The sequence below is a fragment of the Pseudomonas juntendi genome, from assembly GCF_021560075.1.
Classification (GTDB): Bacteria; Pseudomonadota; Gammaproteobacteria; order Pseudomonadales; family Pseudomonadaceae; genus Aquipseudomonas; species Aquipseudomonas juntendi.
This window is the reverse complement of record NZ_CP091088.1, coordinates 2,003,704-2,018,350: the sequence shown is the minus strand read 5'-3', so window position 1 is coordinate 2,018,350 and position 14,647 is coordinate 2,003,704. Positions and strand designations below refer to the sequence as shown.

The 14,647-nt window shown below is 64.6% G+C and carries 16 protein-coding genes; 7 read left to right on the top strand and 9 right to left on the bottom strand.

The window, feature by feature from the left end; all coding sequences use genetic code 11:
* Nucleotides 1–11: 11 nt before the first annotated feature.
* The 3 genes from L1P09_RS09340 to L1P09_RS09330 all read left to right on the top strand — a co-directional run bounded on the left by L1P09_RS09340 (nucleotide 12) and on the right by L1P09_RS09330 (nucleotide 1,951).
* On the top strand, nucleotides 12–440 hold the full coding sequence (locus L1P09_RS09340; protein WP_009684187.1) for a DUF411 domain-containing protein: 429 nt from the start codon (nucleotides 12–14) through the stop codon (nucleotides 438–440).
* Entirely contained in the window at nucleotides 440–877 is a 438-nt protein-coding gene (locus tag L1P09_RS09335) for a YqaA family protein (protein ID WP_009684188.1), read from the top strand. Before L1P09_RS09340 ends, L1P09_RS09335 begins: the two co-directional genes overlap by 1 nt.
* A gap of 75 nt (nucleotides 878–952) precedes the next feature.
* Nucleotides 953–1,951: an alpha/beta fold hydrolase gene (locus L1P09_RS09330; protein WP_009684189.1), complete on the top strand. Its 999-nt coding sequence runs from the start codon at nucleotides 953–955 to the stop codon at nucleotides 1,949–1,951.
* Between the two features lie 20 nt (nucleotides 1,952–1,971).
* Here L1P09_RS09330 and zapE read toward each other — a convergent pair whose 3' ends face one another.
* The 5 genes from zapE to L1P09_RS09305 all read right to left on the bottom strand — a co-directional run bounded on the left by zapE (nucleotide 1,972) and on the right by L1P09_RS09305 (nucleotide 6,823).
* Nucleotides 1,972–3,084 (bottom strand): cell division protein ZapE, encoded by a 1,113-nt coding sequence (zapE, locus tag L1P09_RS09325; RefSeq protein WP_235768744.1) that lies wholly within the window; start codon nucleotides 3,082–3,084, stop codon nucleotides 1,972–1,974.
* A gap of 33 nt (nucleotides 3,085–3,117) precedes the next feature.
* Nucleotides 3,118–4,269, bottom strand: coding sequence for a PQQ-dependent sugar dehydrogenase (locus L1P09_RS09320; protein WP_235768743.1), 1,152 nt, complete (start codon nucleotides 4,267–4,269; stop codon nucleotides 3,118–3,120).
* 22 nt (nucleotides 4,270–4,291) lie between these two features.
* Nucleotides 4,292–4,609 carry a hypothetical protein gene (locus L1P09_RS09315; protein ID WP_009684192.1) on the bottom strand — a complete coding sequence of 106 codons (318 nt, stop codon included), beginning with the start codon at nucleotides 4,607–4,609 and terminating at the stop codon, nucleotides 4,292–4,294.
* A 144-nt stretch (nucleotides 4,610–4,753) separates the two neighbouring features.
* The gene (speB, locus tag L1P09_RS09310) at nucleotides 4,754–5,719 is read right to left on the bottom strand and encodes an agmatinase (RefSeq protein WP_144188677.1); all 966 of its coding nucleotides are present in this window, start codon (nucleotides 5,717–5,719) and stop codon (nucleotides 4,754–4,756) included.
* A 24-nt stretch (nucleotides 5,720–5,743) separates the two neighbouring features.
* Nucleotides 5,744–6,823: an extracellular solute-binding protein gene (locus L1P09_RS09305; RefSeq protein WP_144188679.1), complete on the bottom strand. Its 1,080-nt coding sequence runs from the start codon at nucleotides 6,821–6,823 to the stop codon at nucleotides 5,744–5,746.
* 102 nt (nucleotides 6,824–6,925) lie between these two features.
* On the opposite strand from L1P09_RS09305, the gene L1P09_RS09300 reads away from it, so the two are divergent.
* The gene (locus L1P09_RS09300) at nucleotides 6,926–7,816 is read left to right on the top strand and encodes a LysR family transcriptional regulator (protein ID WP_235768742.1); all 891 of its coding nucleotides are present in this window, start codon (nucleotides 6,926–6,928) and stop codon (nucleotides 7,814–7,816) included.
* A 121-nt stretch (nucleotides 7,817–7,937) separates the two neighbouring features.
* On the opposite strand, the gene L1P09_RS09295 is transcribed toward L1P09_RS09300, so the two are convergent.
* Both L1P09_RS09295 and L1P09_RS09290 read right to left on the bottom strand, forming a co-directional pair.
* A complete protein-coding gene (locus tag L1P09_RS09295) occupies nucleotides 7,938–10,364 on the bottom strand; it encodes a TonB-dependent receptor (RefSeq protein WP_235768953.1) in 2,427 nt (808 codons plus the stop codon).
* 124 nt (nucleotides 10,365–10,488) lie between these two features.
* Nucleotides 10,489–11,613, bottom strand: coding sequence for a sigma-70 family RNA polymerase sigma factor (locus L1P09_RS09290; RefSeq protein WP_235768741.1), 1,125 nt, complete (start codon nucleotides 11,611–11,613; stop codon nucleotides 10,489–10,491).
* Nucleotides 11,614–11,747: 134 nt separating this feature from the next.
* On the opposite strand from L1P09_RS09290, the gene L1P09_RS09285 reads away from it, so the two are divergent.
* Nucleotides 11,748–12,230, top strand: a complete 483-nt coding sequence (locus tag L1P09_RS09285; RefSeq protein WP_009684200.1) for an LEA type 2 family protein — start codon at nucleotides 11,748–11,750, stop codon at nucleotides 12,228–12,230.
* 11 nt (nucleotides 12,231–12,241) lie between these two features.
* On the opposite strand, the gene L1P09_RS09280 is transcribed toward L1P09_RS09285, so the two are convergent.
* Nucleotides 12,242–12,505: a hypothetical protein gene (locus L1P09_RS09280; RefSeq protein ID WP_009684201.1), complete on the bottom strand. Its 264-nt coding sequence runs from the start codon at nucleotides 12,503–12,505 to the stop codon at nucleotides 12,242–12,244.
* 122 nt (nucleotides 12,506–12,627) lie between these two features.
* On the opposite strand from L1P09_RS09280, the gene L1P09_RS09275 reads away from it, so the two are divergent.
* A complete protein-coding gene (locus tag L1P09_RS09275; RefSeq protein WP_047149846.1) occupies nucleotides 12,628–12,948 on the top strand; it encodes a DUF883 family protein in 321 nt (106 codons plus the stop codon).
* Nucleotides 12,949–12,974: 26 nt separating this feature from the next.
* Here the strand turns inward: L1P09_RS09275 and miaE are convergent, their stop codons facing one another.
* Nucleotides 12,975–13,592 (bottom strand): tRNA-(ms[2]io[6]A)-hydroxylase, encoded by a 618-nt coding sequence (gene miaE / locus L1P09_RS09270; RefSeq protein ID WP_009684203.1) that lies wholly within the window; start codon nucleotides 13,590–13,592, stop codon nucleotides 12,975–12,977.
* Between the two features lie 155 nt (nucleotides 13,593–13,747).
* On the opposite strand from miaE, the gene L1P09_RS09265 reads away from it, so the two are divergent.
* Entirely contained in the window at nucleotides 13,748–14,611 is an 864-nt protein-coding gene (locus L1P09_RS09265) for a universal stress protein (protein WP_054904912.1), read from the top strand.
* The last annotated feature ends 36 nt before the right edge of the window (nucleotides 14,612–14,647 follow it).

Sequence of the window (14,647 nt, the reverse complement as noted above, 5' to 3'; positions counted from 1 at the left end):
AGTGTTGCGACATGCTGCGTAAACATCTGTTGACCCTGGGCCTGCTGGCCATGAGCGGCCTGGCCCAGGCTGGCGACACCATCGACGTGTACCGCGACCCCAACTGCGGCTGCTGCAAGGCCTGGATCAGCCACCTGCGCGATAACGGTTTCACCGTCAACGACCATGTCGAACCGAACATGAGCGCGGTCAAGCAGCGCCTGGGCGTGGCCCCACGCCTGGCTTCGTGCCATACCGGTGTGATCGACGGCAAGTTCGTCGAAGGCCACGTGCCGGCCGAACAGGTACGCCTGTTGAGCCAGCGCAACGACCTCAAGGGCCTGGCCGTGCCGGGCATGCCGATGGGCTCACCGGGCATGGAAATGGGCGACCACAAGGATGCCTACCAGGTGATCGGGGTGACCCAGGGCGGCCAGGACACCGTGGTCGCCAACTACTGATGCTCGGCCTGTGGGCGCTGTTTTTCAGTGCCTTTGGCGCCGCCACCCTGCTGCCGCTGCAATCGGAAGCCGTGCTGGTCGGGCTGTTGCTGGGCCAGCCCGAGGCCTGGGCCACCCTGCTGCTGGTCGCCACCTTGGGCAACGTGCTCGGTTCGGTGGTGAACTGGCTGTTGGGCCGGGCCATCGAGCACCTGCGCGACAAGCGCTGGTTCCCCTTCAGCACCGCGCAGTTGGCGCGTGCGCAGCAGCGCTACCAGCGCTGGGGCCAATGGTCGCTGCTGCTCAGCTGGATGCCGGTGATTGGCGACCCCTTGACGCTGATTGCCGGGATCATGCGCGAACCGTTCTGGCGCTTCCTGCTGCTGGTGAGCGTGGCCAAAGCAGGGCGCTATGCAGTGCTCACCATGATCACCCTGGGCTGGTTTCACGCTCGGTAACACCTTTCGCACTCTCCTTGGTCCATGGGCTGTTACAGTGCTTTTTTCCTACAAGGTTCTACAGGGAGTTCCCCCATGCTGCGCGCAACAGCTCTGGCCTTGGCGTGCCTGGCCGGCGGTTCGGCCGTCGCTGCCGAATCGCCCACCTTCGGCCCCCAGCTCGAAGGTTTCCGCTACCCGCATCCGCTCCAGCATTTCGACTTCAAGTCCCAGGGCCAGGCCCTGCAGATGGGCTACATGGACGTGCCTGCACAAGGCCAGGCCAACGGCCACAGCGTGGTGTTGATGCACGGCAAGAACTTCTGCGCCGCTACCTGGGAAACCACCATCGAGGCGCTGAGCAAGGCCGGCTACCGAGTGATCGCCGTCGACCAGGTCGGCTTCTGCACGTCCAGCAAACCGGCGCACTATCAGTACAGCTTCCAGCAGCTGGCAGACAATACCCATGCCCTGCTGGAGCGCCTGGGGGTCAAGCGTGCCAGCGTGCTCGGCCACTCAACAGGCGGCATGCTCGCCACCCGCTACGCGCTGATGTACCCGCAACAGGTCGAGCGGCTGGCGATGGTCAACCCGATCGGCCTGGAAGACTGGAAGGCGCTTGGCGTGCCCTACCGTACCGTGGACCAGTGGTATGCCCGCGAGCTGAAGCTCAATGCCGAGGGTGTACGAGAATATGAGCGCAAAACGTATTACGCGGGCCGCTGGAAGCCGGAATACGAGCGCTGGGTGCAGATGCTGGTGGGGCTCAACCAGGGCCCCGGGCATGAAGCGGTGGCGTGGAACTCGGCATTGATCTACGACATGATTTTCACCCAGCCGGTGTACCACGAGTTCAAGGACCTGCAGATGCCCACCTTGCTGTTGATCGGCGACAAGGACAGCACGGCGATCGGCAGTGATATCGCGCCGCCGCAGGTCAAGGCCAGGCTGGGCAAGTACGCCGAACTGGGGCCGCAGGTGACCAAGCTGATCCCCAAGGGTGAGCTGATCACCTTCGAAGGCATGGGGCACGCGCCGCAGATCGAAGAGCCGGTCAGGTTCAACCGCACGCTGATCGAATGGTTGGGGCGCTGAGCGCTGAGCGGCTGTCGGGCTTAGCCCCCTCCAAACCGCTGCAGTTGCATCTCCCGTAGCCGGCTCAGGGTGCGTTGAAAAGGGAACGCCAGGTAACCCTGGGTGTAGAGGGCATCCAGCGGTACGTGCGCTTCCAGGTACAATGCCACCCGGCGGTCATAACACTCGTCGACCAGGGCAATGAACCGGCGGACCGCGTCGTCCTTGGGCGACAAGGCGGGGAGCTGGCGATCGCCCGCCACTACCCGCAGCGCCGCATCCTCGGTGCCACGGGCAATGCGCCCCGCACGCTGTTCACCGCCCAGCGCCGGCACTGCCGATAAAAGAATGGCTGCAAAACGGTCGCACAAAGCCATGAAATCCACGGCTGCCAGGGGTTGCTCGCACAGGTCGGCAAAACGGCACCAGATGGCGTGGTCATTGCGGCGCACCACCTGGACTTGCCGGGTGCCGATCGGCAACGGCCGGTCGGTGCCGCCATCGTCGGGGCCAAGCTGGCGGAACACCTCGCCCAGCCGGCTGGCCTGCCCCGCCTCTACCACCCAGTAGCGCTGCTGCGCTGCGCCGGGGTGCAGGCGGTGATCCTGCCCGCCAGCCACCGGCAGCACCTGCATATGGCGCTGGATTGCGGCGATAGCCGGCAGGAAGCGCTCGCGGTTGAAACCGTCGCGGTACAGTTGCTCGGGTGGCTGATTGGACGTGGCGACAACCACCACGCCCTCGTCGAACAGCACCTGGAACAGCCGGCCAAGAATGATCGCATCGCCAATGTCATTGACGAACAGTTCGTCGAAGCACAACACCCGGATCTGGCCGGCGAGCTCCCGGGCTAGCGCTTGCAATGGGTCGGCAGTGCCGTTCAGCTGGAACAGGCGCTGGTGCACCCAAGCCATGAAATGGTGGAAATGCTGGCGTCGGCTGCGCACGGTCAGGCAGCGATGGAACTGGTCCATCAGCCAGGTCTTGCCACGGCCGACCGGCCCCCATAGGTAGATACCCTGGGCCGGGCGGCCCTGTTCAAGGGCCTGAAAACAGCCCTGCAAGGCGTCAACGGCGCGCGCCTGGGCGGGGTCGGCGACATAGCCCTGGGTAGCCAGGGCTTGCTGGTAAAGGAATTGCGGGGTCATGGCCATGCCGCATTCTACACGGCCTAGGGCGCGCCAGGTTCAGGGCTCCTTGCTCAGGCCGACCTTGAGCAGCGCGCCATCCTTGTCATCGGTGAGTACGTACACATATCCATCCGGCCCCACCCGTACATCGCGGATGCGCGCTTTCAGATCACCGAGCAGGCGCTCTTCATGCACCACCTTGTCACCCTTCAATTGCAAGCGGATCAGTTCCTGCGTGGCCAGCGCACCAATGAACAGGTTGTGGTCCCACGCCTTGAAGGTGGGGCTGTCGTAGAACGCCATCCCGCTGATGCCCGGCGACTTCTCCCAGACATGGTGTGGGTCGACCATACCCTTGACATGCTTGCCCTTGGCCTCGGGAATCGGCAACAGTGAATAATTGATGCCATGGGTGGCGACCGGCCAACCGTAGTTCTTGCCGGCCTCGGGAATATTGATTTCATCACCACCGCGCGGGCCGTGTTCGTGGGTCCACAGCTTGCCAGTCCAGGGGTTGAGCGCAGCACCTTGCTGGTTGCGGTGGCCATACGACCAGATTTCCGGCCGCACATTGTCCCTGCCGACAAACGGGTTGTCCTTGGGCACCTTGCCGTCCGGCCAGATTCGCACCACCTTGCCCTGCAGTTTGTCCAGGTCCTGCGCGGTAGCGCGCTGGTTGTTCTCGCCCAGGGCGATGAACAGGTAGCCATCACGGTCGAACACAAGCCGCGAGCCGAAATGGTTACCCACCGACAGCTTGGGCTGCTGGCGGAAGATCACGTTGAAGTTCTCCAGCCGGGCGCGGTCTTCGGACAATTGCCCGCGGCCGACCGCCGTGCCGGCCTTGCCGTCACTGCCCTCCTCGGCGAAGGACAGGTAGACCGTGCGGTCTTTGGCAAAGTCTGGCGACAACGCCACATCCAGCAGGCCACCCTGGCCCTCGGCCCACACTTTCGGCACGCCATTGATGGGCGGGCCGACCTTGCCCTCGGCGTTGACCAGGCGCAGGTTGCCGGCACGCTCGGTGAGCAGCATGTCCTTGCCACCCGGCAGGAAAGCCAGTGCCCATGGGTTGCGCAGGCCATCGGCCACGGTGCTGACGGTCAGGCTGCCTTCTTCACTGGGAAACTGCTGTTCGGACGCGGCCTGGGCCAGCAGGGGCAGCAGCGCAGCGGCGGTCAGGGTGGCTAGCCAGGGTGCTCGGAGCATGCACAATTCCTTTCAAGTGGGCTTATGGCGCACGCGGGTTGTCGCGCGCTGGCCGGGACGGTTCCAGGTTCGGGGTTTGCTGCTGGCGACGCAGGTTGTCGCCATTGCCGATGCCGCGGTTGTCCAGCGTGGGCACACGCTGTTGCGGCTCGGTAGACGGGCCGCGCACCGGCGGGGTGGCCGGCAGGCTACCTTGGCGGCTGTTGGGGTTGGCGCGCTGAATCGGGCTGTTGTACGGGTTGCGGTAGTCGGCAGCGAGCTGCAACGGTGGCTGCGGAGCCGCGTGCACGGGCAGGCACAAGGCCAGGCCAAGGGCCAGTGTGGGCAATGTCGGACTCATGCTTCACCTCCTGTACGAAAACGCGGCGCCTGCTGGCTTTGATAGCCTGAGGCGCCAGGGGTTCGCGGCCAGATGTGTGAAAGCAGGTGGAGTTGCATCCTGATGTTTCAGCAGGCGCCGTGGGGGCCGCTGGCGGCCCCGCCCTCATTGGCCGGTATCGACCTTGTGCCGCGCGGCATACAGGCACAGCATCTCCATCGCCAGGGTTGCCCCGGCCAGGGCGGTGATGTCGGCATGGTCGTAAGCCGGTGCCACTTCCACCAAGTCCATGCCTACCAGGTTGATGCCGCGCAGCCCGCCGAGAATCTCCAGTGCCTGCACCGTGCTCAAGCCACCACACACCGGCGTGCCGGTGCCAGGCGCGTAGGCCGGGTCCAGGCAGTCGATATCGAAGGTCAGGTACACCGGGCGCTCGCCCACGCGCTGGCGAATCGCCGCAATGACCGCCTCGGTGCCCTGCCGGTGCACCTGCCGGGCGTCCAGGATGGCGAAGCCCTGGCTGTCGTCGTTGGTGGTCCGCAGGCCGATCTGCACCGAGTGGGCGGGGTCGACCAGGCCTTCACGGGCGGCATGCCAGAACATGGTGCCATGATCGATGCGTTTGCCCTCCTCGTCCGGCCAGGTGTCGCTGTGCGCATCGAAATGCACCAGCGCCAGCGGGCCATGGTGGCGGGCATGGGCCTTCAACAGTGGGTAGCTGATGAAATGGTCGCCGCCCAGGGTGAGCATCGCGCAGCCGGCTTGCAGAATGTGTTCGGCATGGGCTTCGATGCTATTGGGTACCGACTGCGGCGTGCCGCTGTCGAAGGCGCAGTCGCCATAGTCGATCACCGCCAGGTGATCGAAGGGGTCGAACGCCCACGGCCAGTGGCGGGCCCACGCCTGCTGCACCGAGGCGGCACGGATGGCCCTGGGGCCGAAGCGTGCGCCGGGCCGGTTGCTGGTGGCGGTATCGAACGGTACGCCGCTGACCACCACATCCACCCCATGCAGGTCGCGGCTGTAGCGGCGGCGAGCAAAACTGGTGATGCCGGCATAGGTACTTTCGGCGGCAGTGCCATACAGGCTGTCGCGGGTAATGGCCTGGTCGTTGTTCAAGGCTTGCTCCACGGTCGGGCTCCTCGGTCTGCAGGGTTATTGGCGGCTGCGAAAGGCAGTCCACAGGCGGTTGCGCTGGCGCAGGTCGGCCAGGGCCATGCTGCGGTCGGCGAACAGCCGCTGACGAACTTCGGCCGGTGGGTAGATATCCGGGTCGGTGCGCACGGCTTCATCCACCAGCGGCGTGGCGGCCTGGTTGGCGTTGGCGAAAAACAGCGTGTTGGTCAACGCCGCCACCGACTCAGGCTTGAGCATGAAGGCGATGAACGCCCGCGCCGCCTCCGGGTGAGGTGCATCCTTGGGGATGGCCAGGTTGTCTTGCCACACCAACGTGCCCTCGCGGGGGATGCGGTAGATCAGCTCGAACGGCTTGCCGGCACGCCGGGCCTGGTCGGCGGCCATGGCGGCATCGCCGTTGTAGGTCAGCGCCAGGCACACGCTGCCGTTGGCCAGGTCGCTGATCTGCCGGCCATTGGCAACGTAGCTGATCGACGGCTGCAATTGGCCCAGCAGCTTCTGTGCAGCTGCCAGGTCGTCCTTGCTCTGGCTGTACGGGTCCTTGCCCAGGTAGTTCAGGGCCACCCCGATCACTTCCTGCGGCGAGTCGGGCATGGCGATACCGCAGTCTTTAAGGCGGCTGGCGTACTCGGGCTTGAACAGCAGGTCGAGGCTGTCCAGCGGTACCTCGCCCAGGCGCTGGCGCACCGCCTGTACGTTCACCCCCAGGCCCAGCGTGCCCCAGGTGTAAGGCACCGCGTAACGGTTGCCGGGGTCGGCCTCGGCGAGCTTGGCCAGCAGGTCGCGGTCGAGGTTGGCATAGCCGGGCATGGCCTGAGCCTGCAACGGCTGCAGGGCATTGGCCTTCAGCGCCCGCGCCAGCACCGTGGCGGACGGCACGACAACGTCGTAACCGCTGCCCCCGGTAAGCAGCTTGGTTTCCAGCACTTCGGTGGTATCGAAGGTGTCGTAGCGGACCTTGTAGCCGGTCTCCTGCTCGAAGCGCTGCAGGGTCTGCGGGGCGACATAGTCGGCCCAGCTGTAAAGGTTCACGACTTTCTCTTCGGCTTGCAGCGGCAAGGCCAGTACCAGCGACAACAGGCACAACGATGAACGCATGACAGACACCTAGGCAAATGGGTGGATGCCGCGAGCATGTCAGCCGGGTTACATTGAAGAAATGGCAAGTTTGCAAAGCTGACATTCACCAGGAGCAATGCAATGCTCGGACAAGTGCATGACCCCGATCTGCACCTGCTGCGGCTGTTCGTCACTGTAGTCGAGGCCGGTGGCTTCAGCGCTGCACAAGGGCTGCTGGGCTTGAGCCAGCCCACCATCAGCCAACGCATGGCCCAGCTGGAAACGCGCCTGGGCTACCGCCTGTGCAGCCGGGGCAAGGGGGGGTTCCGGCTGACCGAGAAAGGCCGGATGCTGTTGGAAGCCACGCGCGCGCTGCTGCTGAACATCGAGCAGTTCCGCCAGCAGGCCAACGGTGTTGCCGGGCGACTGCTGGGCACCGTGCGCATCGGCCTGGCGGAAAACCAGGACAAGCAGGTGAGCCTCAAGCTGGCGGCGGCGATCGCGGCATTTCGCCGCCGCGTCGAGTCGGTGCAACTGGAACTGATCAGTGCGCCACCGGCGGAGCTGGAGCGGTTGTTGCTGGAGCAGCGGCTGGACTACGCCATCAGCTATTTTTCCGGTAAACAGGCGGCGTTCGACTATCAGCCCTTGTTCGAGGAACGGCAGCGGCTGTATTGCGGGAAAGGGCATCCCTTGTTCGGCATGCCGCAGGTGCCGCGCCAGCGTTTGCTGGAGCAGGACCAAGTGCGCCACCCGTACCGTTTCATCGAAGGCGACGAGCCGTTCCAGAGCAGGCACGGCATGGCGGTGGCAGAACAGATCGAGAGCGTGCTGACGTTCATTCTGTCGGGCAGGCACATTGGTTATCTGCCGTGTCACAGCGCCCTGGCCTGGGAGGCCGAAGGGCAGCTGTGGGCACTGGACCCGGGGCTGGATTTTGTCGTGCCGTTTACCCTGGCCCGGCACCGGGCGCAGGTGGCCGGCGAGGCACAGCAGGCATTCGCCGAAGATGTATTGGCGGCCTTCGCCTGAAAGCCAAGCACGGTGCCTGTAGGAGCGGCCTTGCGTCGCGAAGGGCCGCAAAGCGGCCCCGGCAACCCATACTGAATGCTCAACCCAAAGGGCCCCAGGCACCCCTGCCCTGCGCCCAGGCTCAGTAAGCCATGCTCCAGGTCAGCGTATAGGTGCGCCCGCGCCCCTGGTAGTCGTACAGGTACGCCGGCCCGTAGGTCGGCGAATAGAACAGCGTCGCGCGCTGCCCCCAGACCGTACTGTACTGCTTGTCCAGCAGGTTCTGGATACCCGCGCTGAAGGTGCCGAGACCGGTGTCCTGGCTGGCCAGCAGGTCGAAGGTGGTGTAGCCGTCGATCTCATGGTCGGCATCGTCCTTCAGGCTGAATGCATGGTTGGCCTGCAACCGCGCGCTGCGGTCGTCACCCTTCCAGCCAACGAAACCGGTGGCCTTCGACAACGACGCATAGCGGGCATCGCGTTTGATCCAGCCGCCGTCGACCGCCTCTTCCTCGGAGCGGGTCAGGTGCAGCGTGCCGCCCGCTTCCCAACCACTCTGGAAGTGGCGGGTCAATGCCCCTTCAAAGCCGAAGTCACGGCTCTTCTGCTCTTCGACATTGATGGTCAGCGTTTGCGAGTCGACGTTGATGATCTTGTCCGACCAGATGTAGTACAGCGCTGCCTGGGCGTCCCAGTCCAGGTCGGCATAGCGCCAGCCCAGCTCCACCTGACGGCTCTTGATCCCGGCCAGGGGGTTGTCTGCCACGCTCAGGCCCGGCTTGCCGTAGTACTTGGCCGGGTCTGGCAAGTCGAAGCCTTCGCCATAGTTGGCCCACGCCTGATGGCCATTCTTGAAGTCGTAAATGGCGCCGACGTTGAACAGGTTGACCTGGTAATCGTTGCTGCCGCCGGGCACGCCCTTGAAGTCGCTGACATCCACGTCCATCTGCTGGCGCCGGGCGCCGCCAGACAAGGTCAGGTTGTCGGTGGCGCGCCAGTCCAGCTGGCCATACAGCGAAACGCCATCCACCCGATAGCTCGGGTAACGTGCGGCCTTGCTCTCCTTCTCCAGGTCCAGGCCACCGGATTCGGACGAGGTCTGTGCGTTGAAGGTGGTCTGCTCGGCACTGAAGCGCTCGCGGTCCAGGTCCACGCCATAGGTCAGTTTGAGCGTGTCCCATTGCTTGGCGAACAACCCCTTGAGGCTGGAAACCTCGAAGTTCTGCTGCGAGGCAGCAAAATACACCCCCCGCGAGCCTGTAGGGGTGGCCCGGTTGTAGTACGGGAACGGGTAGAAGTTGTCGTCTTCCTTGCGGTACGACGCTTGCAGGTAGAAGTCCTGGCCGAGCACGTCGCTGTGGTGGTAGTTGGCGTTGAGCAGCATGCGCCGGGTGCGCGGCTCCAGGCCGGCTGAATAACCGCTGCGCAGCTCGGCGTCTTCCAGGTCGGAGGGCGCGTTGTAGTTCAGGTTGGGGAAGTAGATACCGGTGCTGCCGTGGTTGCCCGAGTCGTAATACTGGGCCAGCAGGTCAAGGCTTTGCTGCTCGTTCAACTGCATGCCCAAGCTGCCGAGCACATCGACCGTGCGGTTGTACTGCAGGTCGGTCTGGGTGTTGTCGATGAATATCTGCTCGCCGGCCCCGTCGTAGAACGCTTCGTTCTGCTCGCCGGAGATACCCAGGCGGGCATTGACCCGCTCGTTGCCGCCGCTGATCGACTGGGCAAAGCGGGTGGCCAGGTCGTCGCTGTTGTTGAAGCCGCTGCTGGCACCCAACTGGGTCTCGAAACGGGCCGGCCCGGGTTCGCCCTTCTTGGTGACGATGTTGATGATACCGCCGGTGGCGCCCCCGCCGTAGATGGCGCTGGCACCAGACAGCACTTCGACGCGCTCGATATTGAACGGCGAAATGCTGTCGAACTGGCGTGACAGCCCCCGCGAGCTGTTCTGGCTGACCCCGTCGATCATCACCAGCACATTGCGCCCACGCATGTTCTGGCCGTAGTTGGTGCGCCCTTCCGGTGCCAGGTCCAGGCCCGGCACCAGCTTGCCGATGGCTTCCTTCAGGCTGACGCCACTGTCGATCTGTTCGCGCAGTTGCTGTTGGTCGACCACCCACACGGTCCCGGGGATTTCGCTGATTGCCGTACTGGTACGCGAAGCCACACTGACTTCGATCGGCTTGAGGTTGACCGCCTGCGGCGCAGCCTCGGCCTTGCGCAGGGTCACCGTGCGGGCATCGCTGAATTGCCAGCCCATGCCACTACCGGCCAGCAATTGTTGCAGCGCCTGCTCGACACTGTAGCTGCCGCGCAGGGCCGGGCCGGCCAGGCCGGCGACATCGCCGGTGGTGTACAGCAAGTGCAGGCCGGCCTGGTCGGCAAACGAGGTCAGGGCTTGGTCCAGCGGCTGCGCAGGCAGGTCGAGCTGAACCTGCCGGGCCTGCAGCTGGGCGTTTTCGGCGGTGGTCGAAGCAGCCGCATGCAGCGGGCCGGTCAGCATGGCCAGGGCACTGCAAGACAACAGGGCATGGTGAAGTGAACCGCGGCGGCGGGGCAAAGGCTTGGGCATCAGAGACACGTAGGCGCTTCCTGGCAAGTCGTAAATGAGAATGAGTTGCTGATCAGTCCCACTACGACGATCTGGCTTGCAGGAACTTGCAGTGGCCACTGCAAATTTTTTCTGCGCTGGCCGCTCAATGCACCACGGCCAACCAAGGCAGGTAGGTCACCTTCAGCCCATACCGCTGCTCCAGGGTGCGCAACAGCGCCTGCGGCTCATCCAGGTCGAAGACCCCACTCACCTCCATCGCCGCCAGCTTGCTGTCGGACAGCACGATGCGCCCGTGCCGGTAACGCTCCAGCTCTTGCAGCACCTGCCCCAACGGCTTGCCATTGAAGATCAGCTTGCCGCGCTGCCAGGCCAACTGGGCACCGGCATCCGCCGCTACTGCCAACGGCTGCTCGCCGACCTTGGCCTCGCCCCGTGCCAGTACCACGTGCCCATCACGGCGCACGCTGAAGGTGGCGGCACGGCCCTGCACCGATGCACCGGCCGTGTCCACCACGAACGGCCGGGCATCATCGGCCATTTCGAACAGTGCCTCACCTGCAGCCAGCACCACGCGCCGCTCATGCTCGCTGAATACCACACGCAAGGCGCTGGCACTGTTCAGGGTGACCCGCGTGCCATCGGCCAACGTCACGACCTGCCGCTCACCCACGCCAGTGTGGTAATCGGCCAACAACACCGGCGCCTGCTGCCAGGCGACCAGGGCAGTGACCAGCAATACCCCGCAGGCCGCTACGCCCGCCTGCTGCAGCCACCGGCGGCAATGGCGCAGGGCCTGGCCAATGTACTTGGCCACCATGCTTTCCGACACGCCAAGGCGTTGTGCGACCTGCTTCTGGGTCAGGCCGTCGACGCGGTTCAGCAACAAGGCCTGGCGGGCCTTGCAGGGCAACTGCAACAGCGCCTGATCGAGCAGTTGCAAGCGCTCACGCGCCAGCAACACCGCCTCGGGCGCTGGCGCTGGGCAGGCTAGCTCGCCTGCCCCGTCGCAATCATCGTGGCTGGCCGCGATGCGTTGCTCGCGGCGCAGGGCGTCGATGGCCAGGTTACCCGCCACGCGGAAGATGAAACTGCGCGCGTGCAGCACCGGCAACGCCTGCTCGTCGATGTTCACCAGCTTGAGGTAGGTTTCCTGCGCGACGTCGGCGGCACGCTGGCGGTCGCTCATGCGCCGGGTCAGGAACTGCAGCAAGTCGTCGTAGTGCTCCTGGAAACTCGCCAGCAGGCCCGACACAGGTGAAGTCAGCATGGGTTTGGGAACGACCAGTAAGAGAAGTTATCGGCTGTTAATGAGAAACAGTATCTTTCATCTGACCCAACACTTTCAACGCCGGCGCGCATTTGCCACACTGACGGCTCGTTCACTTAGGCAAGGTCGTACCCATGGTTGCCCGACTGCACCGCTACACCCGCCTGCTCATCGCCCTGTGCCTGACCAGCAGCCTGGCGGCCTGCGCGCTCCTGCAGCCACGCGACCCGCTGAACATCAGCGTAATCGGCATCGAACCGCTGCCGGGGCAGGAACTGGAGCTGCGCATGGCCGTGAAAATGCGGGTGCAGAACCCCAACGAAGAGGCAATCGACTACAACGGCATCGCCCTCGACCTGGAGGTGAACGGCCAGCCACTGGCTGCCGGGGTCAGTGATCAGCAGGGGCACATTGGCCGCTACGACGAGGCAGTGATCGTGGTGCCGGTGAGCATCACGGCGTTCTCTTTCCTGCGCCAGGCCTATGGGCTGGGCCAGGTGGGTACCCTGCAGGGCCTGCCCTACAAGCTACGCGGCAAGCTGGCCAGCGGGCCACTGGGCACCGTGCGCTTCACCGACGAGGGCAAGCTGGACCTGCCCAAAGGGACCACCTGGTAACCAGCGGGCGCTCAGCGGTTGGCGCTGGCTGCTGCCATCAGCTTGTTGACTTCGCTGCGGACCATGCTGGCGTATTCGGGCGGCGACATGCCCTCCAGCTCAGCGCGCACCCACTCGGCCCACTTGCCTTTGCGCCGTGGCTTCTCGGCGATCAGCCGGGCGGCTTCGCCCTTGGCCTTGCCCAGGTTGGTCTGCCACATTTCGAACAGCCGGGCCTTCTCTGCCTCGATCTGCGCCCGTTCCTCGAAGCTCATGTTGGCCAGATTGAAACTCATGCATCACCTGCTAGACCGTAAATGGCGGCTATCTTACACCAACGCGCCAACCTCACGCCGACGCAACTTTTCCGGCGCGCAAGTATCCATTGTTCAAACCACCCATCGACGAGGACACTTTAATGGCCCGGAAAAAAGCCACGCTGGCCGACAGCGATCAAATCAAGGACCAGGTCTTCAGTGAGTTGCAGGCGCTGATCGAAGAATCGGAGAAGCTGCTCAACGACAGCGCTGCCCTGGTTGGCGAAGAAGCCGACAGCCTCCGCGCGCAGGTCAGCCTGAAGCTGAAACAGGCACGCCAGGCCGCCGCAAACATGCGTGACAAGGCGCAGCCCATGGTCAACGCCACGCAGGACTACATCGGTGGCCACCCGTGGCAAACCGTGGCCATTTCCGCCGGCCTCGGCCTGGTGGTGGGCCTGCTGCTGGGCCGGCGCAACTGACCGAGCGGCCGCGCCGGCGGCACGCTTCAGGCGGCTTGCGCCAGCGGAATCCCGCTGTGGAAGCGCAGCTCCTGGTCGGGTGACTGGATAAGCTCCGCTTCCGCCGCGCGCACCAGTTCAATGCGGCGGGCAATGTCCGCCGCATCCCCATAGTGGTGCGCCAGTTTCAGGTAGCCTTGGTAATGGCGCGCCTCGCTTTTCAGCAGGCCATGGTAGAAACGGCCCAGCTCTTCATCCAGGTGCGGCACCAACGCGGCAAAGCGCTCGCAGCTGCGCGCTTCGATGAACGCCCCGACCACCAGCGTATCCACCAGCTTGACCGGCTCATGGGCGCGCACCAGCCGGCGCAGCCCCGATGCGTAGCGCCCCGCCGACACCGGCCGCAGCGGTACGCCACGGCGTTTCATCAGGCGCAGCACCTGCTCGTGGTGCACCAGCTCCTCGCGCGCCAGGCGCGACATCATGTTGATCAGGTCAAGGTGGGTGTTGTACTTGGCGATCAGGCTCAGGGCTGTGCTGGCGGCCTTGAATTCGCAGTTCTTGTGGTCGATCAGCAAGGTTTCCTGGTCGGCCAGTGCTGCTTCGATCCAGGCGTCTGGCGTCGGGCAGCCCAGGAAGGCATCGATTTCGGGGGTCAGGGACATGAGCATGCAACCACACGGAACAGGCAGGGCTGGCGATTATACCGGCGGTGGCGGTCGGCGCCAGTGGCTATGCTTGATGTGTATCAAGCACCCGCGCGGGCAGCGGGGACTATAGTCAGGCATTGGTCGCCCCCCTTTGACTGGAGTTAACGCCCATGCAAGCCATCCGCAGCATTCTCGTGGTGCTCGACCCCGAACACGCCCACAGCCGGGCACTGACCCGGGCCAAGCTGATTGCAGGCGTCACCGGCGCGCGCCTGCACCTGCTGATGTGCGACAAACGGCATGACCACAGCGCGCTGTTGAGCGTGCTGAGCCGCCAACTGCACGACGACGGTTATGACAATGTCTCCCACGAAGAGGCCTGGCGCGATAACCTGCACGACACCATCATCTACGTGCAGCAGGCCGAAGGCTGTGAGCTGGTAATCAAGGAACACCGCCCCGACAACCCGCTGAAAAAGGCCCTGCTCACCCCCGGTGACTGGAAACTGCTGCGCCAATGCCCGTGTGCCGTGCTGATGGTCAAGAGCGAGCGGCCGTGGACTGGCGGCAGGATTCTGGCCGCGGTGGACGTTGGCAACCAGGACGAGGATCACCGCCGCCTGCACGCCAGCATCATCGACCATGGCCATGACATCGCCGCGCTGGCCAAGGGCGAGCTGCATGTCATCAGCGCACACCCGTCGCCCATGCTGTCCGCGGCCGACCCGGTCTACCAGTTGAGCGAAACCATCGAGGCACGCTACCGTAAAGCGTGCGAGGCGTTCCAGGCCGAGTACGGCATCAGCGAGGAACGCCTGCACGTGGCTGAAGGACCGGCAGATGTGCTTATCCCCCATACCGAGCAGCGGTTGGATGCGGTGGTGACCGTGATCGGTACGGTGTGCCGCACAGGGATTACCGGGGCGTTGATTGGCAATACTGCAGAGGTGGTACTCGATGAGCTGAAGGGCGACGTGCTGGTGCTCAAGCTTGAAGAGACCAGCACCAAGCTGGCCGAACGGGTCCGGGGTTGACGCCCCCTGCAGGCGGGCCACAGCGGCGCGCCTGCA